Origin of the sequence: Klebsiella sp. 64, from assembly GCF_018223915.1 — a bacterium.
In the GTDB taxonomy this organism is placed as follows: Bacteria; Pseudomonadota; Gammaproteobacteria; order Enterobacterales; family Enterobacteriaceae; genus Klebsiella; species Klebsiella pneumoniae.
Genome location: NZ_JAGRQZ010000001.1, coordinates 195,537 through 220,718, shown reverse-complemented (window position 1 = coordinate 220,718; position 25,182 = coordinate 195,537). Strand labels below are relative to the sequence as shown.

Genomic DNA, 25,182 nt, shown 5'->3' with positions numbered 1-25,182 from the left:
GTAAATTAGCTCACACTCGCTCGAGGATCATGGCAATGCCCTGACCCACGCCAATACACATCGTACACAGCGCATAGCGCCCGCCCCGGCGTTGCAGCTCAAGGCTGGCGCTCAGCGCTAACCGCGCGCCGCTCATGCCCAGCGGATGGCCTAACGCGATGGCGCCGCCGTTGGGATTCACGTGCGCCGCATCGTCCGGCACGCCGAGCTGTCTGAGCACCCCCAGCGCCTGGGCGGCGAAGGCCTCATTCAGCTCAATCAGATCCATATCGTTAATATTGAGTCCCGCCCGCTCCAGCACTTTACGCACCGCCGGTACCGGCCCCAGTCCCATCAGGCGCGGTTCGACACCCGCCGTCGCCATCGCCACGATACGCGCCCGCGGCGTGAGCCCCTGGATAGCGGCCTGCTGTTCGCTGGCGATGATCAGCGCCGCGGCGCCATCGTTGACGCCTGAAGCATTGCCCGCAGTAATGACGCCGCCCTGGCGGAACGGCGCTTTCAGTTTCGCCAGCTGCTCAAGCGTCGTTTCCGGGCGCGGATGCTCGTCCTCGCGCACGTCGCTAACCGCCCCTTTCCGGCCGACAATCTGCACCGGCACAATCTCCTGCGCCAGAATGCCGTCGCGCTGGGCCTGCGCCGTGCGCTGCTGGCTGCGCCAGGCGAAAGCGTCCTGATCGGCCCGGCTGATATTTAACAATTCAGCTACATTCTCGGCCGTTTCCGGCATGCTGTCAGTTCCGAAGTGTTGCGCCATGAGCGGGTTCACAAAACGCCAGCCAATCGTGGTATCAAAGAGTTCCGCCTGACGCTGGTACGGCGTGCTGGCTTTTCCCATCACGAAAGGCGCACGCGACATCGATTCCACGCCGCCGGCAATCAGCAGATCGGCATCGCCGGCTTTGATCGCCCTGGCGGCAAAGCCGATGGCATCCAGACCCGATCCGCACAGGCGGTTAATCGTGGTGCCCGGCACGGTATGCGGGTAACCGGCCAACAACGTCGCCATGTGCGCCACGTTGCGGTTATCTTCCCCGGCCTGATTCGCACAGCCGAAAATCACATCATCAATTGCTGCCGGGTCGAGCCCGGGATTACGACTCAGGAGCTCACGCAGCGGGATCGCCGCCAGGTCGTCGGCGCGCACACTGGCCAGCGCGCCGCCGTAGCGGCCAATCGGCGTACGGATCCCGTCACAAATAAAGGCGTCGCGCATTACACGTCTCCCGTGATTGTGCCGCCGATGCGGTGCGATTTGCCGCGGAACAGGGCCACAATCTTTTGCTGTTGATTAACAATTTCGATGTCGTAGACGCCGGTCAGCTTGCCCTGCTGTTTGACTCTGGCGGTGGCGACCAGCCGGTCGCCGGCAAACGCCGGACGAAGAAAATCAATGCTTGCCGCCGAGGCCACCGCCGCCAGCCCCTGGCTGTTACAGGCGTAGGCGAAAGCGGTATCGGCGAGCGTAAATAGCTGACCGCCGTGACAGGTTTGATGGCCGTTAAGCATGTCCGCCGAGACGGTCATACTCATCTGCGCAAAACCGTCGTCCATTTCGATAAGTTCGATCCCCATCTTTCTGGCGCAGGTATCTTTTTCGTACATCACGCGCGCGTTGCGCCACGGATCATTGCTCATGGTGCTTCTCCATCAGCGCCTTCTGGCGCAGCAGGGAACTGGGGCGATAGCGCTCCTCGCCATAATGGTGTTGCAGGTTCTCCAGCAGTTGCAGCACCCGCCGCCAGCCAAGGCGTTCTCCCCATGCCAGCGGGCCATGCGGATAGTTCACGCCAAGGCGCATCGCGGTATCGACATCCTGCGGGCTGGCGACGCCTTTTTGTACCGCATCCAGCGCTTCGTTAATCAGCATCGCCACCGTGCGCCACACCAGCAGGCCGGGATAATCGGCAATACGCAGCACTTTCTTGCCCTGCTGCTGGAAGTAATGCACGGCCTTATCAGTGGCCGCAGGCGCGTTGGTCGCCGCTGCGGCCAGCACCACCGTATCGCTGGCGCACAGGTCATACACCACCACCGGGCGGTGATGCTTAATACTCAGCGCCAGGGCGGTCTCGCCTTCAGTCTCCAGCAGCAAGACATCGTCTAATTCAGTGACGTTGTCACTTCTGACGGTAACGGATTCAGCACCCATCATTACCGGCGGCAGCGCCGCGTCCGGCAGTATCTCAGCGGGCCAGCGATAGACGCCGTGGCCGCTCTTTTTACCTAGCCGCCCGGCCAGCGCCAGCTCTTGCTGGAGGAGCGATGGCAGGTAGCGGCGGTCCTGCCAGAAGGCGTTAAACACCGAACAGGTCACGGCGAAGTTGACGTCCTGGCCAATCAGGTCCGTCAGCGCCAGCGGTCCCATAGGAAAACCGCCGCCGTCACGCAAAGCGGCATCGATAACCTCCGGGGCGGCGACCTGCTCTTCCAGCGCGCGCCAGGCCTCAGCGTAGAACGGACGCGCTACGCGGTTAACGATAAAACCGGGCGTTGAGCGGCAGCGCACCGGCTGTTTCCCCCAGCCGCTTACGCACTGGCACAGCTGCTCCACCACTTCTGTGGAGGTCGCAAGACCACTCACCACCTCGACCAGCTTCATCACCGGCGCCGGATTAAAAAAGTGCAGTCCGGCCACCCGCTCCGGGTTTTTGACCCCGGCGGCGATAGCGGTAATCGAAATAGATGAGGTATTACTGGTCAACAGCGTTGACGGCGCGCAGATCGCCGCCAGCTGCGCGAACAGCGCCGTTTTGACCTCCAGCCGTTCAGAGGCCGCTTCGATCACTAAATCTGCATCGGCAAGCGCGGCTAAATCGTGGGCCGGATGCAGGCGCGCCAGCAGCGCATCAGCCTGCTCTGACGCCAGTTTGCCCCGCGCAACGCGTGACGCCAGACGCCCGGCGATACCCTCTATCGCCTGGTCTACAGCCTTAGGGTTAATATCAAAAATACGCACCGGATGCCCGGCGGCGGCAGCCACTTCGGCGATGCCGGCCCCCATGGTGCCGCTGCCGATCACCGCCACGGTGGCTAAGGATGTCGTCATCATCTATTTCCCGCTGAACTGTGGTGGCCGTTTGGCCAGAAACGCGCTGACCCCTTCGCGGTAATCATCGCTGCGCCCGGCCAGACGCTGATAATCGCGCTCCAGGTCCAGCTGCGCGTCGAGACTGTTGGTTTCAGAAGCCAGCAGCGCCTTTTTAATCAGCCCAAGACCAAACGTCGGTTGCGCCGCCAGATGGCGCGCCAGTTGCAGACTGGTATCCGCCAGTTCTGAATCGTCCACCAGTTGCCAGATAATCCCCCACTGCGCGGCCTGTTCCGCGCTGAGGCTGTCGCCCAGCAGCGCCAGCCCCATCGCGCGAGCGCGGCCGGCCACCCGCGGCAGGAACCAGCTGCCGCCGCAGTCCGGCACCAGGCCGAGCTTGCTGAACGCCATCACAAATTTGGCCGAACGCGCGGCCAGCACGATATCGCAACCCAGCGCCAGGGTAGCGCCCGCGCCGGCGGCCACGCCGTTAACCGCGCAGATGACCGGTTTCGGCAGCGCCGCCAGACGGCGCACTAACGGGTTGTAAAAGCGTTCTACCGACATGCCAAGATCCGGCGGCGGGCCGCTGGGGTCGACATTGCGGTCGTTCAAATCCTGGCCGGCGCAAAAACCGCGGCCGGCGCCGGTGATCAGCAGGCAGCGCACGCCATCATCGCGCTCGGCCTGCTTCAGACATTCCGCCAGCTGGTGATGCATCAGATCGTTAAAACTGTTGAGGCGGTCCGGGCGATTGAGGGTAATGGTCATGACGCCCTGTTCCACTGCGCTGAGAATGAAAGCTTCCACGATTAGCGTCCTTTAAATTCCGGGGTACGTTTTTGTAAGAAGGCGTCGATGCCTTCGCGGCGGTCCTCGGTGGCGCTCAGCAGGCTAAACAGCTGGCGCTCCTGTTGTAGACCGGCCTGCAGGCTGACTTCCTGCGACAGGCGCAGCGACTGTTTTGCCGCCCGTAGCGCCAGCGGCGAATGGCGGGCAATGGTGGTTGCCAGTTTCAGGGCATACTCATCGGTTAACGCCGCCGGATGGATATCACTGACCAGCCCGGCCTGCTGCGCCTGGCGGGCGTCAATACTCTCGCCGCTCAGCACCATCCGGCTGGCCAGCGCCTTGCCAACGCTGCGGATCAGCCGCTGGGTGCCGCCCGCGCCCGGCATTATGCCGAGGGTAATTTCCGGCAGGCCAAAGCGGGCGTTGTCCCCGGCGACAATCAGGTCGCACAGCAGGGCCAGCTCGCAGCCGGCGCCGAGCGCGTAGCCGTTGACCGAGGCGATGAGCGGCTTAGTAAGAGCATCGATTCGCGCCCATAACCGTGGGCGAATATCATCCAGGGTGGCAGGAAGATCTTTTTCCGCCATTTCATTGAGGTCAGCCCCGGCGGCGAAAAAACGCGCGTTACCGCGAATAACGCAGACGCCGACGCTGTCATCAACTGCCGCCGCCTCCAGCGCCTCGGCAATCTGGGTTAAGAGGGCATTGTTCAGCGCGTTGCGGGCCTGCGGGCGGTTCAGCGTTAGCTGTAGCACCCGGCCATGACGGTGGATCAGCAGGTCACTCATGCCATCCCCCGCGCGTCAAAGTCGACCACCACATCGCCGCTTGTCGGCAGCGACTGGCAGCTCAGCACGTAGCCTGCCGCCAGCTCATCTGCTTCCAGGCTGTAATTGGCGGCCATCGCCACTTCACCGCGTAGCACTTTGCATTTACAGGTGGCGCATACCCCGCCCTTACAGGCGAACGGCAGATCGGCGCCCTGACGCAATGCGGCATCCAGGATGCTGTCGTCTTCGGCGCTGAGGGCGATAAGCCGATCGCGCCCGTCCTGGCGGATGGTCACCGTGCGCCCTTCCGCCTGCACGCCGGCGGCGCGCTTCACATTGCCGCCTGGGGTATTATAGCGTTCGAGATGAATCGATTTCTCCGCTACGCCAAGTTCACGTAACGCCGCTTCCGCCTCATCCATCATCGCCGCCGGGCCGCAGATAAAAGCCTCGTCGAAACGGCTGAAATCCAGCAGATGGTCAGCGAGCTGGCGCAGTTTGTCGCCGTCAATGCGCCCCTGTAGCAGATCGCTGTCCATCGACTCCTGGCTAAACAGGTGTATCACCTGCAGGCGCTGCGGATAGCGGTCTTTTAAATCGGCCAGCGCCTGGCGGAACATCATGCTATGGCTGCTGCGGTTGCCGTAGATCAGCGTGAAGCGGCTTTGCGGCTCGGTCGCCAGCGTCGCGCTCATGATCGCCATCATCGGCGTGATCCCGGAACCGGCGGCAATCGCCAGATATTCACCCTGCCGTTCAGCCTGCGGTTGATAACCGAAATGCCCCTGCGGCACCATCACTTCCAGCTCCATACCCTGCTGGATATCGTGCTGGGCGTAGCGCGAAAAGCGCCCGCCGTCGATAGCTTTGACCGCGACGCTAATTTCGCCTGGCGTGCGGCTGCGACAAATGGAGTAACAGCGGCGCAGTTCTTCACCGCCCAGACGGGCTTTTAGCGTCAGATGCTGGCCCGGGCGAAAGCAGTACTCCGCCTGCAGGGCTTGCGGGATCGCAAAAGTGATGGTCACCGCATCGCGGGTTTCCGGCTCGACTCTCGCCACCTTAAGCGAATGGAACGTCGTCATGGCAACCTCAAATACATTTAAAGTAATCAAAAGGTTCCCGGCAGCTGTCGCAGCGATAGAGCGCTTTGCAGGCCGTGGAACCGAATTCGCTAATCAGCGAGGTATGGGTGCTGCCGCAGCGCGGACAGCTCACCTCAGCGGGCATGTCCGCATGGCAGGCGTGCCCCTGGGGCGGGCTGATGCCGTACAGGCGAAGGCGCTCGCGGGCATCCTGACTCATCCAGTCGGTGGTCCACGGCGGATCCAGCTGCAGGACGATATGTACCGGCTGAAAACCATGCTCGCTCATGACCGCGCGGATCTCCCCCAGCAGATGCTCCGTCGCCGGACAGCCCGAATAGGTCGGGGTAAAGCCAATCACCCAGCCGTCGCCATGGCGCGCGACGCTGCGTACCATACCGAGGTCGGTGATGGTGAGTACCGGCACTTCCGGATCCGGGATCGCGCTTAATAATCCCCAGATGGTGCGAACCTCTGCAGGAGCGATATCGGCAAGACGTTGCATAGTCACCTCACTTACCACTGCAGTCCGGGATGCGAACGCTGCAGATATTGCATCTCCGCCAGCAGCGGGCCGAGATGTTCACTGTGCAGCCCCTGTTTGCCGCCGCTGCGGAAGGCCGCTTCCTGCGGGATTTGTAAGCCGGAGTCGAGCAGCGCCGTGTGTACCGCGCTTTGCCATTCGGCCTGCAGTTCACGCGGATCAACCGCAATACCCTGCTCAACCAGGCTGAGCTCCACTTCATCGGCAAGGAACAGTTCGCCGGTGAAGCGCCACAGATTGTCGACCGCCTGCTGCATTTTGCGATTTGATAACTCGGTGCCGTTACCCAGACGCTCCAGCCAGCCGCGGCTGAAGCGCAGGTGGTAACGCACCTCTTTCAGCCCTTTGGCGGCAATGGCCGCCAGCTGCGCGTCGCGGCTGTTCACCAGCCGGCTGTACAGGGCGACGTGCCAGACATCGATAAAGAACTGGCGGGCGATGGTGTCGGCAAAATTGCCGTTTGGCTGCTCCACCAGCAGCAGGTTGCTGTACTGGCGCTCATCGCGACCAAAAGCCAGCGTATCTTCGTCGCCGCAGCCGTTAAGCTCGGCGGCATAGCTTAAAAAATTGCGCGCCTGGCCGAGCAGGTCGAGGCCGATGTTGGCCAGCGCAAGATCGATCTCGAGCTCGGGAGCATGGCCGCACCAGGCGCCTAAACGCTGGGCCAGAACCAGACCATTGTCGCCAAGCCGCAGGGCGTAGGTGGCTACGGGGTTAGGGATATTCATCGCCGCCTCACATATGTTCCATGCCATCCGGCACGGTATAGAAAGTCGGATGACGGTAGACTTTGCTTTCCGCCGGGTCGAAGAATTCGCCGCGCTCTTCCGGCTGCGAAGCAACGATTTCGCTGGCCTTCACCACCCAAATTGAGCAGCCTTCGCTGCGGCGGGTATAGGCATCGCGGGCATTCTCCAGCGCCATTTGATCATCGGCGGCGTGCAGACTGCCGACGTGACGATGGGATAACCCCTGTTTGCTGCGAACGAACACTTCATATAACGGCCAGTAAACTTTGCTCATGTTGTCTCTCCTCATGCCGCGCTGCGGGCCTGCTGTTTTTGCGCATGGGCCAGCGCGGCCTCGCGCACCCACTCGCCCTCTTCCCAGGCCTTACGCTTGGCGGCCAGCCGCTCGTGATTGCAAATGCCACGGCCGCTAATCACCTCGTTAAATTCCTGCCAGTCGATTTCGCCGAAGCGGTAGTGGCCGCTGGCTTCATCAAACTGCAAATCCGGGTCCGGGACGGTCATACCGAGGATCTCTACCTGCGGCACGGTGTTATCGACGAAGCGCTGACGTAGCTCGTCGTTGGAGTGCAGTTTGATTTTCCACGCCATGCTGCGGGCGCTGTTCGGCGAGTTGTCGTCGTTGGGGCCAAACATCATCAGCGCCGGCCACCAGAAGCGGTTAATGGCGTCCTGCAGCATCTGCCGCTGCGCGTCATTGCCCTGCGCCAGCGCCATGCAGGCTTCAAATCCCTGACGCTGGTGAAAGCTCTCTTCTTTGCAGATTTTGACCATCGCCCGGGCATAGGGGCCGTAGGAGGTCCGGCACAGCGCCACCTGGTTGACGATGGCCGCGCCATCGACCAGCCAGCCGATCACGCCGATATCCGCCCAGCTGAGGGTCGGGTAGTTAAAAATGGAGGAGTATTTCATCTGCCCGTCGAGCATCTTCTGATACAGGTCTTCCCGGGCGCAGCCAAGGGTTTCCGCGGCGCTATAGAGATACAGCCCGTGTCCAGCCTCATCCTGTACCTTAGCCAACAGGATCGCTTTGCGGCGCAGCGTCGGCGCGCGGGTGATCCAGTTGCCTTCCGGCAGCATGCCGACGATCTCCGAGTGCGCGTGCTGGCCTATCTGCCGAATCAAGGTCTTACGGTAGGCATCCGGCATCCAGTCCTGCGGTTCGATGGCCGTTTCCTGCGCGATGCGCTGGTCAAAGCGTTGTTCTTCTGTCACGTCATCACCTTTATGATTCCGATATTCACAACAAAAACATTTATGTGAATCACTTTGTTTATTGAAGGTTACATATTGGTTAAATAAAACCACAAATTTTGTTTGCTCCTTTTGTGATAATCTCCGCAAAACCTTTTGTAAACCACAATTAATACAGTAAGTTAAGCATAAGACGTAACGCCATCGCGATCACAATGTTAATAATTTATTAAATACGGGCTTGCATTTTATGATTCATAAAAGAACTATTTATAGATATCACACGTAACACATTTGGAGATTTGCGATGCAGCAGTTAGCCAGCTACTTATCCGGCGCCTGGCAGACCGGCCGGGGCCGCGCCCGTACTATCCATCACGCCATCACCGGCGCGGCGCTTTGGGAGGTGACCAGTGAAGGCCTGGATATGGCGCAGGCGCGCCGCTTCGCGATTGAGCGCGGTGGTAAAGCCCTGCAGGCGATGACCTTTATTGAACGCAGCGCGATGCTGAAAGCGGTGGCGAAACACCTGCTGGAGCAGAAAGACCAGTTCTACGCCATCTCCGCGCAAACCGGCGCCACTCGCGCCGACAGTTGGGTGGATATTGAAGGCGGTATCGGTACCCTTTTCACCTATGCCGGGCTCGGTAGTCGAGAATTACCGGACGATATCCTGTGGCCGGAAGACGAGCTCATCCCGCTCTCCAAACAGGGCGGTTTTGCCGCGCGTCATGTGCTGACATCAAAATCAGGCGTCGCCGTCCATATCAACGCCTTCAACTTCCCCTGCTGGGGAATGCTGGAAAAACTGGCGCCCACGTGGCTTGCCGGTATGCCGGCTATCATTAAACCGGCAACTGCTACCGCCCAGCTCACCCAGGCAATGGTGAAAGCGATTGTCGACAGCGGCCTGGTGCCGGAGGGCGCCATCAGCCTGATTTGCGGCGGCGCGGGCGATCTGCTCGACCACCTCGATAGCCAGGACGTGGTTACCTTTACCGGGTCAGCCGCCACCGGCCAGCAGCTACGGGCGCACCCTAACCTGGTAGCCAAATCCATTCCCTTTACCATGGAAGCAGATTCACTCAACTGCTGCGTGTTAGGCGAAGACGTCACTCCGGAGCAACCGGAATTCGCGCTGTTTATTCGGGAAGTGGTCCGCGAGATGACGGCGAAAGCCGGGCAAAAATGTACCGCTATCCGCAGAATCATTGTGCCACTGGCTCAGATTAATGCGGTTAGCGATGCACTGATCTCCCGCCTGCATAAAGTAACCGTCGGTGACCCTGCGCAGGAGGGCGTTAAGATGGGGGCCCTGGTTAATAGCGAACAGCGTCAGGACGTACAGGAGAGCGTCAATAAGCTGATAGCCGCTGGCTGCGAAGTACTGCTCGGTGGAGAGGCGGACCTCAGCGCGGCCGGCGCATTTTTCCCGCCGACCCTGTTGTACTGCTCACAGCCGGATGAAACGCCGGCGGTTCACGCCATTGAAGCTTTTGGTCCGGTGGCGACGCTGATGCCGTATCGCGACCGCCAGCATGCGCTGACGCTGGCGCGCGCCGGCGGCGGCAGTCTGGCGGGGACGCTGGTCACCGCCAGCGGCGAGCTGGCGCGTGAGTTTATCCTCGGCGCCGCCCGCGCCCATGGCCGTATTCAGATACTGAATGAAGCATCCTCCGCAGAATCAACCGGCCACGGTTCGCCGTTGCCGCAGCTGGTGCACGGCGGCCCCGGCCGCGCTGGCGGCGGAGAAGAGCTTGGCGGGCTGCGTTCGGTGAAACACTATATGCAGCGTACCGCGGTCCAGGGCAGCCCAACGATGCTGGCGACCATCGGTCAACAGTGGGTGCGCGGCGCCCAGGTGAACGAAGACCGTATTCACCCGTTCCGCAAATATTTCGAAGAGATTCAGCCTGGCGACAGCTTATTAACCCCGCGCCGAACCCTGACCGAAGCGGATATCGTTAACTTCGCCTGCCTGAGCGGCGATCATTTCTACGCGCATATGGACAAAATCGCCGCCGCCGAGTCGATTTTTGGCGAGCGGGTGGTCCACGGCTATTTCCTGATCTCCGCCGCGGCCGGGCTGTTCGTCGATGCCGGCGTCGGGCCGGTTATCGCCAACTATGGGATGGAAAACCTGCGCTTTATTGAGCCGGTCAAACCGGGCGACACCATTCAGGTTCGCCTCACCTGTAAGCGGAAAACGGTCAAACGTCAGCGCAGCGCCGATGAGAAAGCCACCGGCGTGGTGGAATGGGCGGTGGAGATTTTCAACCAGCACCAGCAGGCGGTGGCGCTGTATTCCATTCTGACCCTGGTGGCGCGTCAACAGGGAGATTTCCCGGCGTGATAGCGAAAAATAGACCGCTGGCGCTCTGTTGGCCGACCCTTTAGCCATTGATACTGCAATCGGTTTGCAACGGTTTCGCCCCGGGAAGTCCTTTATGTTATCCGTGGCTTCAGCGCACATTGCGCTCCCGGTTAATCGTCTGCGTTATGCCTGGCATAGCGCAGGGAGCGCACAGGGGGCGGCCAGTCGCCGCCGCCCCCTGTACCCCCGGGCTCGGGCCAGCAAGAATGGTGAATAAATTAACGGCAGGCCGCACGGACCGTAGGCCGGGTAAGGCGTCAGCCGCCACCCGGCAAAAAAATCAGCGCACGTACTCAATGCCTCTGCGGAGGCATTTTTTACGCCCGTCTGGCAAAACTGACAAACAAGCTGGCAAAAGCAAACAAACGCCCCGGCGCCGCTGGCTGGTAGCTTAAGGATGACAAAGCCGACATTCGCAGCGGCAAGAGACAACACAACAATAAGATGAGGTCACAATGGCAAACGGCTTGAAATTTTCTCCTCGTAAAACCGCGCTGGCGCTGGCCGTGGCGGTGGTTTGCGCCTGGCAATCACCGGTCTTCGCTCACGGTAGCGAAGCCCACATGGTACCGCTGGATAAAACGCTGCAGGAATTCGGCGCCGATGTGCAGTGGGATGACTACGCGCAAATGTTCACCCTGATAAAAGACGGCGCTTACGTCAAAGTAAAGCCCGGCGCCAAAACGGCGATCGTCAACGGTAAATCCCTTGACCTACAGGTGCCTGTGGTAATGAAGGAAGGTAAAGCCTGGGTTTCCGATACCTTTATCAACGATGTCTTCCAGTCCGGTCTCGATCAGACCTTCCAGGTGGAAAAGCGCCCGCACCCGTTAAACTCGCTCTCGGCGGCGGAAATCAGTGAAGCGGTGACCATTGTCAAAGCCGCGCCGGAGTTTCAGCCGAATACCCGCTTTACTGAGATTTCCTTACACGAGCCGGACAAGGCGGCGGTATGGGCCTTTGCCCTGCAGGGAACGCCGGTCGATGCTCCCCGCACTGCCGATGTGGTGATGCTCGATGGCAAACACGTCATTGAAGCCGTGGTCGATCTGCAAAACAAAAAAATCCTCTCCTGGACGCCGATCAAAGGCGCCCACGGGATGGTGCTGCTCGATGATTTTGTCAGCGTGCAGAACATCATCAATACCAGCAGCGAATTCGCTGAGGTGCTGAAAAAGCACGGTATTACCGATCCTGGCAAAGTGGTCACCACCCCGCTCACCGTTGGCTTTTTTGATGGCAAAGATGGCCTGCAGCAGGATGCGCGTCTGCTGAAGGTGGTCAGTTATCTGGATACCGGCGACGGCAACTACTGGGCTCACCCGATTGAAAACCTGGTGGCGGTGGTCGACCTTGAAGCGAAGAAAATCATCAAAATCGAAGAAGGTCCGGTGATCCCGGTCCCAATGGAGCCCCGTCCGTATGATGGTCGCGACCGCAACGCCCCGGCGGTGAAACCGCTGGAGATAACCGAACCGGAAGGCAAAAACTACACGATCACCGGCGATACCATTCACTGGCAGAACTGGGATTTTCATCTGCGCCTGAACTCGCGCGTCGGGCCAATCCTCTCAACGGTGACTTACAACGATAACGGCACAAAACGCCAGGTGATGTATGAAGGTTCCCTGGGCGGGATGATCGTCCCCTACGGCGACCCGGACGTCGGCTGGTATTTCAAAGCCTACCTCGACTCCGGCGATTATGGCATGGGCACCCTGACCTCGCCGATTGTACGCGGTAAAGATGCGCCGTCAAATGCGGTACTGCTGGACGAAACTATCGCCGATTACACCGGCAAACCAACCACTATTCCAGGCGCGGTGGCCATATTCGAACGCTATGCCGGGCCTGAGTATAAGCACCTGGAGATGGGCAAACCCAACGTCAGCACCGAACGCCGGGAACTGGTGGTACGCTGGATCAGCACCGTCGGCAACTACGACTATATCTTTGACTGGGTGTTCCACGACAACGGCACCATCGGTATCGATGCCGGCGCCACCGGCATTGAAGCGGTGAAAGGCGTGCTGGCGAAGACCATGCATGACCCCAGTGCCAAAGAGGATACCCGCTACGGAACGTTGATCGACCATAATATTGTCGGCACCACTCACCAGCACATCTATAACTTCCGCCTCGACCTCGATGTGGACGGCGAGAACAACACCCTGGTGGCGATGGATCCTGAAGTGAAGCCCAACACCGCCGGCGGCCCGCGCACCAGCACCATGCAGGTGAATCAGTACACAATCGATAGCGAGCAGAAAGCGGCGCAGAAATTCGACCCGGGCACTATCCGCCTGCTGAGCAACACCAGCAAAGAGAACCGCATGGGCAACCCGGTCTCATACCAGATTATCCCTTACGCCGGCGGCACGCACCCGGCGGCGACCGGTGCCAAATTCGCCCCGGACGAGTGGATATATCATCGCCTGAGCTTTATGGATAAACAGCTGTGGGTGACGCGCTACCACCCGACAGAGCGATATCCGGAAGGGAAATACCCGAACCGTTCCGCCCACGATACCGGCCTGGGCCAGTACGCGAAGGATGATGAGTCGCTGACTAACCACGATGACGTCGTGTGGATCACCACCGGCACCACCCACGTGGCGCGCGCCGAAGAGTGGCCGATCATGCCGACCGAGTGGGCGCACGCGCTGCTCAAGCCGTGGAACTTCTTTGACGAAACCCCTACTCTGGGCGAAAAGAAAAAGTAATCTTAACCAGCGGTGAAATCCAGCAGGATCTTACCGCCTCTTCCCGGCTGGCCGGCGGCGGCAATCGCCTCCCGCCAGTCGTTCAACGCTATACGCTGGGCCGGCGGCTGGGAGGTCGTCGGCAGGCGCTGCCAGATTTCGTCGAACGCTGCCCGCCACGCCGCCACGCTGAGTGTCGGCAGCGCCTCCCGCAGATGAAACTTGCGCACCGTCGCGCTACCGCGCGTCTGGGTCAGCGGCCGCCCGGATAACAGCCCATAGGAGATCAGGGTCGACGACCCGGGCAGCACCGACAGCAGCGTATTCGCCAGTTCGCCGCCCACCGCGTCAAACACCAGATCGCTGTGCTGGCTGACCTTCTCCATCAGCGCCCGGTCGGTATCGAGGATCGGATAGATCCCGACCTGTTCCAGGCGCGCCCGATGCTGCGGCGAGCGAATAATCCCGCTCACCGAGCGGGCGCCCATCGCCAGCGCCCACTGTCCCAGCAGACTGGCGCAGGAGGACGATGCCGCGGTCAGCACGAGGTGTTTTCCGGCAACCGGCCAGCGCTTGAGCATCAGCATAGCCGTCAGCGGATTGATATACCCGCGTGCGGCCAGCAGATCGTCAACCGCCGGCGGCACCGGCACCAGCCAGGTCTCATCCAGATCGATAAACCGCTGCCAGGTGCCGCCTCCGCGAAGAGGTAGCACCCGCTGGCCCGCGCACAGCCGGCTGCCGTATGGCGCGGCGACCACCTCGCCAAGGCCTTCATAGCCGGCGACGGCCGGCAGTCGGGTGCGATGGCGATAGGCGCCGGTCACGGGGATCAGATACGAAGGATTCACCGGGGCAAAGCGCATCCTGACCCGCACCCGTCCGCCCGCCAGCGGCGCCAGCGGCAGGCGTTTCAGCGTTAGCACCGCGGACGGCGGCCCGTAGCGGTCATAAACAATGGCGTCGTTGAACATCGACTGGCTCCAGACAACGAAAGTCGGGATCATAGCAGATCCCGTCCGAAGCCGCTTACGCCGGTGGCCAGACCTGGGGGAACAGTGGGGAATCCAGCGGGTCGCCGTCCCGCAGGGTCAGCTCGGGGAACGGCGGCGAGGTCACGCCGCCGCGGTCGGCAAACGCGGCGTCATCCCCCACCCAGCGGGCGGAGAAGACCCGTCGAGCCCGCGCCCCGAGGTTGCCGCGGGCGCCATGGACGGTGCGAAAATGGAAGGCCACCGCATCCCCCGGCTCCAGCGCCCAGCTGACGATATCGTACTCGTCCTCATGGGCGTCGATATCCGGCAGCGCGCTGAACCGGGTGTGCTCGTAAAGCTTAGTGCCATTGAAACGGGTAGGACTGTACTCCGCCTCCCAGCGATGCGACCCGCGAATGCAGCGCAGCGAGGTCGCCTCCGCCACCGGGTCCAGCGGGATCCAGAAGCTGACGTTCTGCCTGCCGGAGACGCAATAGTAAGGCTGGTCATGATGCCAGGGAGTCACCGTGCTGCCCCCGGCGGGTTTGACCAGCGTATGCTCATGGAAAAATTTCGCCGTCTGCGACTGCATCAGCGCCGCGGCGATCTCCGCGGCCGCCGACTGGAAGACAAACTCGCTAAACGCCGGGATCCGCGCCCAGTTGCAGTAATCCTGAAAAAAAGGCGGCGAACCATCTTTGGGGATCACCGTGCGCGCATGACCATATTCGCTGGGGCTGGCCATCAGCGCCGTGACCCCCTCGGCGAGGCGCTCGACCCAGTGGGTAAAAACGCCCTTCAGTAATACCACGCCGTCCGCCTGCCAGCGGTCGACAGTCGCTTGATCGATATGGGGAGAGTGTTGATTGTGCATCGCTTGGGTTCCTGTGTGGGTGGATCAGGTAAGCGGTTCCGCCGGTTCGGCGCGCATCCAGGCGCAAAGCTGGCCCAGCATCGCCATGCAGCGTTCGGTCTGGTCGATGCTGATGTACTCATCGGCCTTATGGCCCTGGGCCATGCTGCCCGGCCCGCAGACCAGGGTCGCGACGCCCATCTCATCGAACAGTCCCCCTTCGGTGCCGAACGCCACGGTGGAAAACCGATCGCTGCCGCACCACTGCGCCAGCCAGTGGGCGAAGTCGGACTGTGGATCGCTGAGCAGCGGCGGGTAGTGGCTCAACAGCTGAAACTGGATGTCGCTCCCGCCGCCGACCCGGCGCATCTCCGGCAGCAGTCGGCGGCGGGCGTAGGCCGCCAGCGCCTCGGTGACCGCTTCAGGACGCATCCCCGGCAGGTAGCGGATTTCAAAATCAAAGCGGCAGGACTGCGGAACGATGTTCAGCGCGGCCCCACCCTGAATGGTGCCCACCTGTAGCGTGCTGAAGGGCGGCGAAAAGCGGCTGTCCTGCTGCCGGGCCAGACGCACGCCCAGCCGATCCAGGTGGTTGATCAGCCTGGCCGCGTAGCGGATGGCATTCACCCCCTGCGGGGCGTAGGCCGAATGGCAGGCCTGCCCCTCGATGCAGCAGCGCATGGCCAGTTTGCCTTTATGACCGAACACCGGCTGCATCTCTGTCGGCTCGCCGATGAGGCACAGCGCCGGTTTCTCCGGCGAGGCCTGCAGAAAATCCACCAGGCTGCGCACGCCGAGACAGCCGACCTCTTCGTCATAGGAGAAGGCCAGATGCAGCGGCATGCGCAGCGGCGCCGCCAGAAAGTCATCCACTGCCGCCAGCACGCAGGCGAGAAACCCCTTCATATCGGCGCTGCCGCGGCCATAGTAGCGGCCATCGCGCTCGGTCAGGCTGAAAGGCGGAACGCTCCAGGCCTGGCCGTCCACCGGGACCACGTCGGTGTGGCCCGAGAGCATCACCCCACCGCCGCCGGACGGCCCCAGCCGGGCGTAGAGATTGGCCTTACCGCCCGACGGGTCATAAAAGCGGCGGGACGCCACGCCGCGGGCGGCGAGAAAATCGGCGATCCAGTCGATCATCGCCAGGTTCGAATGGCGGCTGGTGGTGTCAAAAGCCAGCAGCGCGGCAAGGATCGCTCCCGGCGTGTTATTCATCGCCAGGCACGCCATAGGCCGGCGCCTCTCGCGGGTCGAGCGCCCGGGTAATATAGGCCTCCATTTGCGGCTCCCACGCCAGCCACAGCTGCTCAAGGGCCGCCAGCGGATCCACCTCCGCCCAGTCAATGCGCAGGTCGACCACCGGCCACGGGTAATCGTCCACCACCTTCACCGCCGCCGAGTGGACCGGCCCGGCCTCGCCCCCGGCGACGATCCCGGCGCGCAGCCCGGCCAGCAGCCGGCTGGCCAGCTCTCCGGTGGCGGCCTCAAAGGCGCCCACCATCGCGGCGATTACCCCCTGACCGGCCAGCATGTTACCCGCCGCCACGCAGTTATCCCCCGCCAGGGCGCCGCCGATCCCGAGGGTGAACTCCCCGCTGAACACCGCCGTGTCGCCGTTGGCGTCAATCGCCGCGACCTGGCGATATTCGCGGAAGCGATCCTCCGCCAGGGCCAGGTTCAGGGCCTGCTCAACGCTGGCCCCCGCTTCGAGCGCGCTGAGGATCTGCGGCCCCAGCGACGGCAGGGTTATGTTCTGACTGGCGACCGCGCCGACGCCGGGCAATAGCCACGGACAGCGCGATCCCACGGCCATGCTCGACGAACTAATGGCAATGCCGAGCTGACCTGATTCCGGGCAGCGGGCGCTAATAGAGAGAGTCATTCTGCTGCCTCCCCCTGCCAGTCGTCAGGGATCACCGCCGTAACGTCAATCTCCATCAGCCACTGCGGCTGCGCGAGGGCCGACACCACCACCCCGGTGGAGATGGGAAAGACACCTTTTAACCATTTGCCCACCTCCTGATAGACCGGCTCGCGATAGCGGGGATCGATCAGATAAGTAGTGGTCTTGACGATATGCGAGAGGTCGCTTCCCGCCTCTTTCAGCAACTGTTCAACATTCTTCATTGCCTGCTCCGCCTGCGCCCGCGGGTCGCCGAGGCCAATCAGATTGCCGGCGAAGTCGGTGCCAACCTGGCCGCGAACGTAGACGGTATTGCCGGCCCGCACCGCCTGGCACAGATCGTTGTTCAGCGCCTGGTTCGGGTAGGTCTCTTTGGTGTTAAACATGCGAATACGGGTATGAGTTGGCATCAAAGCACTCCTTAAGGAAAACGGTTAACAGGACGGCTGGTAACGCTGGTACTGGCGCTGAATGGCGATCTGGTCGGCAATATATTTGGCATCGTGCCAGACGCCCCAGATAAAGGTGGACCCGCGCCGCGAGAGCCACGGCAAGCCGAGGAAATAGACGCCCGGCTCCGTCGATACGCCGCGGTGATGCTGTGGCCGCTGTGCGTCATCGAAGGCGTTGACCTTCAGCCAGCGATAGTCAGTGGTGTAGCCCGTCGCCCAGATGATGGTGCAGATCCCGGCCTCGGCCAGATTGAGACTGAGCAGCGGGTCGGTAACGCAGGCCGGATCGGGCAGAAATTCGCGGGCGGAGGGCTCTTCGGGCAGGTCCATGCCGTTGCGGGCCACCCACGCGTCCGCGGCGTCGAGCAGCGCAAGGTAGGAGGCATCGCCGCGGCGGATATTCTCCGCCAGGTCGGGGTGAAACAGTGCTTTGTCACCGTCAAAGCCGCGGGTCTGCCCCACTAACGTGACCCCCTGATGCGCCAGCTGGCGAAAATCGACGGTATGGCCGCCGCGCGCGCCGCTCACCGCGATAGTGACATGCTCTTTACCCGGCGCATTGGCCGCGGCATCCCACATTCCCAGCACCCCGAGCCACCAGCAAAAATCGCGCTGACGATAGCGACGCGGCGGGCGGTCGTGCGCTCCCACCGACAGCCACACCGCGCGTCCGGCTCGCTGTAGCTCATCGGCAATCTGCACGCCGGAGGATCCTGCGCCAATCACCAGCACACCGCCCTCCGGTAGCTGCTGCGGGTTAAAATAGTGCGCGGAGTGGAGCTGCTGAATAGCCTGACTCTGTGGGGCGATGGCCGGGATCACTGGCCGCTGAAACGGCCCGGTGGCCGCTACGATCCGCTGCGCTTCAATCCCCCCCTGCGAGGTGTCAATACGAAAGCCCGGCCGTCCGACGAGGCGTTCGGCGCTGAAAACCTCCACCCCGGTACGGATCGGCGCATTGAAGCTGCGGGCATAGGCGGCAAAATAGTCTGCCACCTGCTCTTTGCCGACAAAGCTGTCTGCCGGGCAGTCCGGGAACACCATCCCCGGGAACCGATCGTGCCAGGCCGGGCCGTTGGCGACCAGCGAATCCCAGCGTCCGCTGCGCCAGGCCTGGGCAATACCCTGCTTTTCCAGCACCAGGTGGGGGATATCCAGCCGGGTCAGATGCTCGCTCATGGCGACGCCCGCCTGCCCCGCGCCCACCACCAGGGTATCGATCTCGGTAATCTGTTCAGTCATTTCGCTATCCTTCAAGCACAGTTGCCGACGACGTCGCCGGAATTGACGGCTTTCAGGTTATTTAACTGTGACGAATTGGTAAAATATTATAAAACGATCGACTGAATAGAATTTTGCGAGGCTGAGTGACGACAAAAAATAATGCCTGCCGGATCGACAGGCGTTATTTCAGGCGTGAGTTGGGGTTAATTCGATGCTGCGACAATAATCCATAAACAGTTGCGTCGGCCGCGTGGGCTCATTATTCGCGAGATGCGCCATAATTAAGGTCGAGGCGGGCATCTCGTCGGCAATATCCCGCTGCACCACTCTTTCACCATCGTAGGTCATGTCGCAGCAGGGCCGGGTGACCAGTACCGAAAAACCCAACCCCTGACCCACCATACAGCGCACCATTTCAATGGAGGGGGAACTGTAAGCCACTTCCGGGTGATAACCCTTTTCCTTAAAGATGGAGATAAAATAATTTTTACTGGGGACCGCATCGAGGAGGATCATCGGCTCACGGCTCAGCTCCTGCAGCGTCACCTGCGCCTTCTGCGCCAGCGGATGCGCGGCGGGCAGCAGCGCGTAGGGTTTATGCGGGGCATTGAGCCGTTCTTTATTGATCGAATGGCCGAGCTCCAGATCGTAGACCAGCGCCAGGTCGAAGCGGCCGCGGTGCAGGCCATGCATCAGCTCATGCTGTTCGCCGTCGTACAGATGCAGGGTGATTTCCGGATAGCATTTCTTAAACCCGGCCACCAGCTTCGGCATATACAGCGGGGCCACCGATTCAAAGCAACCGATGGAGATCATGCCAGAAACCAGCTCTTTATCCGCTCGCGAATTCTGTTCGAACTCCCAGGACAGGCGCAGCAGCTCTTTCGCTTTATCGTAGATCCGCCGACCGCTGGAGGTGAGCGAAACGCCCTGCGCGTGGTGGCGAATAAACAGCTGCTGGTCGAAGGTGCTCTCCAGATTCTTGATGGCAATCGAAATCGACGGCTGCGCAATGTGCAGCTGGCGGGAGGCCTCGGCGATACTCTCCGTCTCCACCACGGTGACGAAATATTTGAGCTGCTTCAGGGTAAATCGGTTCATAGCATCACCATTGATAAAATATGGTCCGGCGCACGTGGGGAATAGTTTTCCTCTAAGTCCCAAGCAATCCGCGTGCCACCCCCGGAAAAGAGCGGCGCGTTGCCCGACAAGGGGCGGCAATATTTATTATTGCTCTACGCCCGCGTGGTTTATTTCCGCCGTTGCACCATCATGCGCCACGCTGCACGCCAGACAGGCAGCAGCTGCCCCAGTTTCGCGCAAAATACCCTTCCCCCACAAAATAGCGTTATTGAATTACTGTCATTGTTTTTAAATTGTTTACACAAAGTATCTCAGCAATCACTTTAAATTCCATATCGTTAATATCGTTGTATAGTTTTTTTAAACTTAAAGGCCAAAAATTTACTAATTGCCTCTGAAAGCATCCTGCCAGCATAGTGTATTCGCACGATGAATACCGGTGGCTCCCCATTACGGCACAGCCGAGCCACTTTAATTTTTGATAATTATGACGAGTGAAATAGCCCATGACGTTTAACTGGAACTACATGTTAAGCCTGCTCAGCGATGCCGATTTTTGGTGGGCCACCTGGACCGTCATTAAATTAAGTCTGCTGACCTGGGGCTGCAGTATTGTGCTCGGATTTATTCTGGCGCTGGCCAAACAGTCGCCGCGCGGCTGGTTATCCACCCCAGCCCGGCTGTATATCTGGTTATTTCGCAGTATGCCGCTGCTGGTCCTGCTGATTTTTGTCTACAACATGCCGCAGGCGCTGCCCTCCTTCGCCCCGGTGCTGAACGATCCCTTCTGGGCCGGCCTGCTGGCGATGGTTCTCAGCGAAGCGGCTTATATCGCCGAGATCCACCGCGGCGGATTGCTCTCCATCCCTCGAGGGCAGAGCGAAGCCGCGCGGGCCCTGGGGTTGCGCTACGCCGGGATCCAGTGGCGGGTGATCATCCCCCAGGCGCTGCGCGTCGCCCTGCCGGCGCTGGCCAATGAATATATCGCCATCGTGAAGCTCAGTTCACTGGTGTCGGTGATCTCCCTGACCGAAATATTGATGGTCGGCCAGCAGCTCTACTCGCAGAACTTTCTGGTCATGGAGACGATGACGGCCGTGGCGTTTTATTACATCTTTATCGTCACGGTGTTCGATTTTCTGCTGAAACGGCTGGAGAACTACCTTGACGTAACCCAGCGCAATACCGCTCGTCCGGTAGATGCCGAGATGCAGCGGCTGGCCAGCGCCCGCCGCCCGGCGATGGCGCGCAGCGTCACCCAGAGTCATGAGCCGGCACTGCAGGCCTCTAAGCTGCATAAGGCCTACAACAACGTCGAAGTGCTGGGGGCGGTGAGCCTGCAGATCCAGCCCGGCGAGGTGGTCTCGGTCATCGGTCCGTCAGGCTCGGGGAAAACCACCCTCATTCGCCTGCTGAACGGTCTTGAGCAGATCGATAACGGCGAAATTCAGATTAACGGCCAACCCTTTATTCACCTCGACCGCCAGGGGCAGCAGAAGCCGCGCTTTATGGAGAATGCCGAACATCGCCTGAACATCGGCATGGTGTTCCAGAGCTTTAACCTGTTCCCGCATCTGACCGTGTTCGGCAATCTGCTGCTGGCCCCGCGCTATCACCATCTGGCAAGTGACGCGGAGCTGCGCCAGCACGCCTGCGAACTGCTGCACAAAGTGGGCATGCTGGAGCACGCCTGGAAGTATCCACACCAGCTCTCCGGCGGACAGCAGCAGCGGGTGGCGATCGCCCGCGCCCTGATGATGCGTCCGCAGATCATGCTGTTCGATGAGCCCACCTCGGCGCTGGATCCGGAAAAAGTGAATGAAGTGCTGCAGGTTATCGAATCCCTGGCCCACGAAGGCATCACGATGGTCATCGTCACCCACGAGATGAACTTCGCCTTCAAAGTGTCTGACCGGATCGTGTTTATGGAGAAAGGCCGGGTGGTGTGCGATGACACGCCGCAGGCGATGCGTAGCGGGCATCACCCGCGGGTCGAGGCCTTTCTGAAAGATGTTTCTCTGGCTTAACTATCGGAACGTGAAGAGGAAAAACTATGATTGCGCAGTGGCAAATTGATCAGTTTCATCAGCAGGGTTTTCTAGTGGTCGAAGAAGTGCTTTCCAGCGCTGACATCGCCGCCCTGCAGAGCGATTTCGACGGCTGGGTCGAGGAGAGCCGCCGCCACGCGACGGCGTGGGGAGAAACCCTCGACGGGCGGCCACGTTTCGATATCGAACGCGACCATGCTCCCGACCATCCGTCGCTGCGCCGGGTCGCCTCACCGACGGAGATCTCCGAGGCCTATCGCCATACTGCGCTGAATTCGCGGATGGCTACCATCGCCGCGCAGTTGATCGGCGGCAGCGGCACCCGCTTTCATCACAGCAAAATTAACTCCAAGCTGCCGCACACCGCCACCGAGGTGAAATGGCATCAGGATTTCCTCTTCACCCCACACAGCAATGACGACATCATCACCGCTCTGCTGATGGTCAGCGAGGTGACGCCGGAGAATGGCCCGCTCAACGTGGTGCCGGGCAGCCATCAGGGGCCGCTGTGGACCCACTGGCAGGAGGGGCGCTTCACGGGGGCGGTGGATGATGAGGTGGTGGCGACGCACTGCCAGCAGCCGCAGGCCTGTTTTGGCCCGGCGGGCTCGGTCTGCTTTATGCATACCCGCCTGCTGCACGCCTCCAGCCCCAACGAGACCGCCCTGCCGCGCACCCTGTTCATCAGCGTCTACGCCGCCGAGGATGCGCTGCCCTTCGGCGAAAACCCGCTGCCGAGCCGCCATGCCGGCCAGCTGGTGGCCGGGGAAGAGAGCGGTCTGGTGCGCAGCACCGATAACCAGCTTCGCCTGCCGCAGAAGCCGCGCGGCGCTTCGTTTTTTGTTCAGCAGGCCGGTACCGATCGCGCCAGCATGTAATTCGCCCACACTCCGGAGGTTTTATGACACGCTTTTTCGCACCACGCCCGCTGGCTCTGCTGCTCTGCGCAGTGGGGGCTCTGACATCCCTGAACGCGCTGGCCTTCCAGCAAAGCGGTAAGATCACCGCTGGTTCGGACATGACCTTTTTCCCTTACGAGTACATGGAGAACAATAAGCCGGCGGGGTTTGATATTGAACTGCTCAACGGCCTGGCGAAGAGCATGGGCCGTGAAGCAGTGAATATCGATACCCGCTTCCCCAACCTGATCCCCGGGCTGCAGGGCGGGCGCTTCGATATCACCAACTCGTCGATGTACATTACCGCCGAGCGCCTGAAGGTGATCGACATGGTGCCGTACCTGAAAAGCGGGGAGGCGATCCTCGCCCGCAAAGGGAGCGACTACCAGCCTAAGACGCCGGAAGACTTCTGCGGGCATAAAATCGGCTCGATGGGCGCCACCTCGTGGCTGGCGCAGTTGCAGAAGCTTTCCGCCGACTACTGCGTGAAGAAAGGGCTGAAGCCAATTGCGTTGAGCGTCTATACCACCGACCCGCAGACCACCCAGGCGCTGCTGTCGCGCGCAGTGGATGCGCAGATCACCGACGCCGCCGTGGCGCGCGGGGTGGTGGAAAAGCTGGGCAACCGGGTGGTTATCTCCTCTGACACGCTGATCTATCCGGTGCTGAACGGCTTTGGCGTTAAAAAAGGCAACATGGAGGTGAAAAACGCCCTCGAAGAGGCGCTGAAAAAATACAGCGCGACGCCGGAATATGCCGCCCTGCTGAAGAAATATCACTTCCAGGCGCCGACGGAAGAGGATCTGCAGACCCTGATGCCGAAAGCGGAGTAATGCCCATGCGCGATTCCGATGAAGAGCAGATCCGCATCGACCTGGCGGCCACCTTTCGCATCATTGCCCATCTCGGCATGCATGAGGCGGTGGCCAACCATTTCAGCGCCGCGCTCTCCGCTGACGGGAAAACGTTTTTACTCAACCCGAAGTGGAAACACTTTTCGCGCATCCGCGCCAGCGATCTGCTGGTGCTGAACGCCGATGATGAACGTTGCGCCGCGCGCCCTGACGTCGATGCCACCGCGTGGGCCATCCACGGGCAGATCCATCAGCGACTGCCCGACGTGCGGGTGGTGCTGCATCTGCACCCGGTGTACACCACCAGCCTCGCCTGTCTGGCGACGCCGCAGATCCTGCCCATCGACCAGAACACGGCCCGCTATTTTAACCGGGTCGCCGTCGATACCCTGTACGGCGGGATGGCGGACACCGCGGCAGAAGGCGCCCGGCTGGCGGGGCTGCTGGCAGATAAACGCCGTCTGCTGATGGGCAACCATGGGGTGCTGGTGACCGCCCCGAACATCGGCGAAGCGTTCGACGATATCTGGACCCTGGAGCGCGCCTGTCAGATCCTGATCACCGCCTGGTCAACCGGCCAGCCGCTGAAGGTGCTGTCAGACGCGGTGGCGGAAAAAACCGCCCAGGACTGGGAGAAGATTGCCGATTTCTCCAGGCAGCACTTTGCCGAGATGAAGCAGTTGATGATCGACCTCGATCCCTCGCTGGTGGACTAACCCCGCGCCAGCCCGGGTCAGCCCGGGCCGTCGCTGGCCGCCGCCAGCAGCGGCACGATGATATCGCTGAGCGGCGTCGGAATGCCGTGCTGACGCCCGCGACGCTGCACCACGCCGTTACGAATATCCCACTCCAGCGGTCGGCCATTGAGGCGATCGATCAGAATAGAGGTGCTTAAGTCGGCAGGCGCCCGATGAAAGCCGGCGATAATCTCCTCCGACACGCTGTCGCTCAGGGCGGCCCCTTCCGCCCGCGCCACCTGCAGGCATTCGCGCAGATAAGCCAGTCCGAGGGCAGTGATGTCCTCCCGGGCGAACATCCCGGCGCGTCGTCCGGTCAGCACCATCAGTCCGGCAACCGCGTTCTGCAACAGTTTGCGCCAGGCAACGGTGGTAAAATCAGCCGCCAGGTCCACCGCGCAGCGGGTTCCCGCCAGCGCCTGCTGCACTCGCTCTGCCCCCGGCAGATCCGGCAGCGTCAGGCGCGGCGTGGCGCGCAACCAGACAGAGGCATCGGCATCGCGCTGCGCCGGGAACCAGACCACCGACGGCAGCACCGTCGCGCCGCCGGTCAAGGGGGCAAACTGCTGGCGCTGCTCAACGCCGTTTTGCAGCACGCACACCACGGTGTCAGGGGAACACAGGGCCGTCAGCCAGGGGGCGATGGCCTCCGTCTGGGTGGTTTTCACCGCGACAAAGACCAGGTCGAAGGGGGCGGATATCGCCATCGGGTCGGTGTGCACCGGGCCGGGCACCACGATCTCACCCTCGTCAGTGCGCAGCACCAGCGCCGAATGGGCGGTACGCCCGCAGACCATCGGCGCCCTCCCCCTCTCAAACAGGGCGGCGGCAATCGTGGTGCCGATGGCGCCGGGACCAATTAGCGCAACCTTAGGAAATGCTGTCATGCCGAAGACCTCCTGATGATTCACCGC

The 25,182-nt window shown here is 61.3% G+C and carries 24 protein-coding genes; 6 read left to right on the top strand and 18 right to left on the bottom strand.

Annotated elements, in window-relative coordinates; all coding sequences use genetic code 11:
* Positions 1–10 precede the first annotated feature (10 nt).
* Genes pcaF through paaA form a run of 10 tightly spaced genes read right to left on the bottom strand, consistent with a single transcriptional unit; the run spans position 11 to position 8,186 of the window.
* Positions 11–1,216 (bottom strand): 3-oxoadipyl-CoA thiolase, encoded by a 1,206-nt coding sequence (gene pcaF / locus KHQ23_RS01085; RefSeq protein ID WP_004148223.1) that lies wholly within the window; start codon positions 1,214–1,216, stop codon positions 11–13.
* Positions 1,216–1,638 (bottom strand): hydroxyphenylacetyl-CoA thioesterase PaaI, encoded by a 423-nt coding sequence (gene paaI / locus KHQ23_RS01080; protein ID WP_002902876.1) that lies wholly within the window; start codon positions 1,636–1,638, stop codon positions 1,216–1,218. Before paaI ends, pcaF begins: the two co-directional genes overlap by 1 nt.
* Positions 1,628–3,052, bottom strand: a complete 1,425-nt coding sequence (paaH, locus tag KHQ23_RS01075) for a 3-hydroxyacyl-CoA dehydrogenase PaaH (RefSeq protein WP_073553536.1) — start codon at positions 3,050–3,052, stop codon at positions 1,628–1,630. Before paaH ends, paaI begins: the two co-directional genes overlap by 11 nt.
* Positions 3,053–3,841, bottom strand: a complete 789-nt coding sequence (gene paaG / locus KHQ23_RS01070) for a 2-(1,2-epoxy-1,2-dihydrophenyl)acetyl-CoA isomerase PaaG (protein WP_004140117.1) — start codon at positions 3,839–3,841, stop codon at positions 3,053–3,055. It lies immediately after the preceding gene.
* Between the two features lie 2 nt (positions 3,842–3,843).
* Positions 3,844–4,611 carry a 2,3-dehydroadipyl-CoA hydratase PaaF gene (paaF, locus tag KHQ23_RS01065; RefSeq protein ID WP_032434438.1) on the bottom strand — a complete coding sequence of 256 codons (768 nt, stop codon included), beginning with the start codon at positions 4,609–4,611 and terminating at the stop codon, positions 3,844–3,846.
* On the bottom strand, positions 4,608–5,678 hold the full coding sequence (paaE, locus tag KHQ23_RS01060) for a 1,2-phenylacetyl-CoA epoxidase subunit PaaE (protein ID WP_032434436.1): 1,071 nt from the start codon (positions 5,676–5,678) through the stop codon (positions 4,608–4,610). Before paaE ends, paaF begins: the two co-directional genes overlap by 4 nt.
* A gap of 7 nt (positions 5,679–5,685) precedes the next feature.
* Positions 5,686–6,183 (bottom strand): 1,2-phenylacetyl-CoA epoxidase subunit PaaD, encoded by a 498-nt coding sequence (paaD, locus tag KHQ23_RS01055; RefSeq protein WP_016947247.1) that lies wholly within the window; start codon positions 6,181–6,183, stop codon positions 5,686–5,688.
* An 11-nt stretch (positions 6,184–6,194) separates the two neighbouring features.
* On the bottom strand, positions 6,195–6,950 hold the full coding sequence (paaC, locus tag KHQ23_RS01050) for a 1,2-phenylacetyl-CoA epoxidase subunit PaaC (protein WP_004224493.1): 756 nt from the start codon (positions 6,948–6,950) through the stop codon (positions 6,195–6,197).
* 7 nt (positions 6,951–6,957) lie between these two features.
* On the bottom strand, positions 6,958–7,245 hold the full coding sequence (paaB, locus tag KHQ23_RS01045) for a 1,2-phenylacetyl-CoA epoxidase subunit PaaB (RefSeq protein ID WP_004224492.1): 288 nt from the start codon (positions 7,243–7,245) through the stop codon (positions 6,958–6,960).
* Positions 7,246–7,256: 11 nt separating this feature from the next.
* Positions 7,257–8,186, bottom strand: coding sequence for a 1,2-phenylacetyl-CoA epoxidase subunit PaaA (gene paaA, locus KHQ23_RS01040; RefSeq protein WP_004176377.1), 930 nt, complete (start codon positions 8,184–8,186; stop codon positions 7,257–7,259).
* 286 nt (positions 8,187–8,472) lie between these two features.
* Between paaA and paaZ the strand changes: the two genes are divergently transcribed.
* Together paaZ and tynA are read left to right on the top strand one after the other, a co-directional pair.
* On the top strand, positions 8,473–10,518 hold the full coding sequence (paaZ, locus tag KHQ23_RS01035; protein WP_004190405.1) for a phenylacetic acid degradation bifunctional protein PaaZ: 2,046 nt from the start codon (positions 8,473–8,475) through the stop codon (positions 10,516–10,518).
* Between the two features lie 476 nt (positions 10,519–10,994).
* Entirely contained in the window at positions 10,995–13,262 is a 2,268-nt protein-coding gene (gene tynA, locus KHQ23_RS01030) for a primary-amine oxidase (RefSeq protein WP_004176379.1), read from the top strand.
* A 2-nt stretch (positions 13,263–13,264) separates the two neighbouring features.
* Here tynA and KHQ23_RS01025 read toward each other — a convergent pair whose 3' ends face one another.
* The 7 genes from KHQ23_RS01025 to KHQ23_RS00995 form a co-directional block, all read right to left on the bottom strand.
* The gene (locus KHQ23_RS01025; RefSeq protein WP_073553534.1) at positions 13,265–14,248 is read right to left on the bottom strand and encodes a zinc-dependent alcohol dehydrogenase family protein; all 984 of its coding nucleotides are present in this window, start codon (positions 14,246–14,248) and stop codon (positions 13,265–13,267) included.
* A gap of 22 nt (positions 14,249–14,270) precedes the next feature.
* Entirely contained in the window at positions 14,271–15,089 is an 819-nt protein-coding gene (locus tag KHQ23_RS01020; RefSeq protein WP_047694651.1) for a phytanoyl-CoA dioxygenase family protein, read from the bottom strand.
* Positions 15,090–15,113: 24 nt separating this feature from the next.
* Entirely contained in the window at positions 15,114–16,298 is a 1,185-nt protein-coding gene (gene argE, locus KHQ23_RS01015; protein WP_369887433.1) for an acetylornithine deacetylase, read from the bottom strand.
* Complete coding sequence (locus KHQ23_RS01010; RefSeq protein ID WP_016532663.1) at positions 16,276–16,950, bottom strand: DUF1028 domain-containing protein; 675 nt, start codon at positions 16,948–16,950, stop codon at positions 16,276–16,278. Before KHQ23_RS01010 ends, argE begins: the two co-directional genes overlap by 23 nt.
* Positions 16,947–17,381 carry a RidA family protein gene (locus KHQ23_RS01005; RefSeq protein ID WP_004190423.1) on the bottom strand — a complete coding sequence of 145 codons (435 nt, stop codon included), beginning with the start codon at positions 17,379–17,381 and terminating at the stop codon, positions 16,947–16,949. Before KHQ23_RS01005 ends, KHQ23_RS01010 begins: the two co-directional genes overlap by 4 nt.
* Positions 17,382–17,405: 24 nt before the next feature.
* On the bottom strand, positions 17,406–18,665 hold the full coding sequence (locus KHQ23_RS01000; RefSeq protein WP_032414844.1) for an NAD(P)/FAD-dependent oxidoreductase: 1,260 nt from the start codon (positions 18,663–18,665) through the stop codon (positions 17,406–17,408).
* Between the two features lie 168 nt (positions 18,666–18,833).
* Positions 18,834–19,748 (bottom strand): LysR substrate-binding domain-containing protein, encoded by a 915-nt coding sequence (locus tag KHQ23_RS00995; RefSeq protein ID WP_004190428.1) that lies wholly within the window; start codon positions 19,746–19,748, stop codon positions 18,834–18,836.
* 488 nt (positions 19,749–20,236) lie between these two features.
* Between KHQ23_RS00995 and KHQ23_RS00990 the strand changes: the two genes are divergently transcribed.
* The 4 genes from KHQ23_RS00990 to KHQ23_RS00975 are packed head-to-tail and all read left to right on the top strand — an operon-like array spanning position 20,237 to position 24,247.
* Positions 20,237–21,757, top strand: a complete 1,521-nt coding sequence (locus KHQ23_RS00990; RefSeq protein ID WP_004148211.1) for an amino acid ABC transporter permease/ATP-binding protein — start codon at positions 20,237–20,239, stop codon at positions 21,755–21,757.
* 26 nt (positions 21,758–21,783) lie between these two features.
* On the top strand, positions 21,784–22,656 hold the full coding sequence (locus tag KHQ23_RS00985) for a phytanoyl-CoA dioxygenase family protein (protein ID WP_016947241.1): 873 nt from the start codon (positions 21,784–21,786) through the stop codon (positions 22,654–22,656).
* Positions 22,657–22,679: 23 nt separating this feature from the next.
* Complete coding sequence (locus KHQ23_RS00980; RefSeq protein WP_016947240.1) at positions 22,680–23,510, top strand: ABC transporter substrate-binding protein; 831 nt, start codon at positions 22,680–22,682, stop codon at positions 23,508–23,510.
* Between the two features lie 5 nt (positions 23,511–23,515).
* On the top strand, positions 23,516–24,247 hold the full coding sequence (locus KHQ23_RS00975) for a class II aldolase and adducin N-terminal domain-containing protein (RefSeq protein WP_016947239.1): 732 nt from the start codon (positions 23,516–23,518) through the stop codon (positions 24,245–24,247).
* Positions 24,248–24,264: 17 nt separating this feature from the next.
* On the opposite strand, the gene KHQ23_RS00970 is transcribed toward KHQ23_RS00975, so the two are convergent.
* Positions 24,265–25,155, bottom strand: coding sequence for an oxidoreductase (locus KHQ23_RS00970; protein WP_025862099.1), 891 nt, complete (start codon positions 25,153–25,155; stop codon positions 24,265–24,267).
* Between the last annotated feature and the right edge of the window lie 27 nt (positions 25,156–25,182).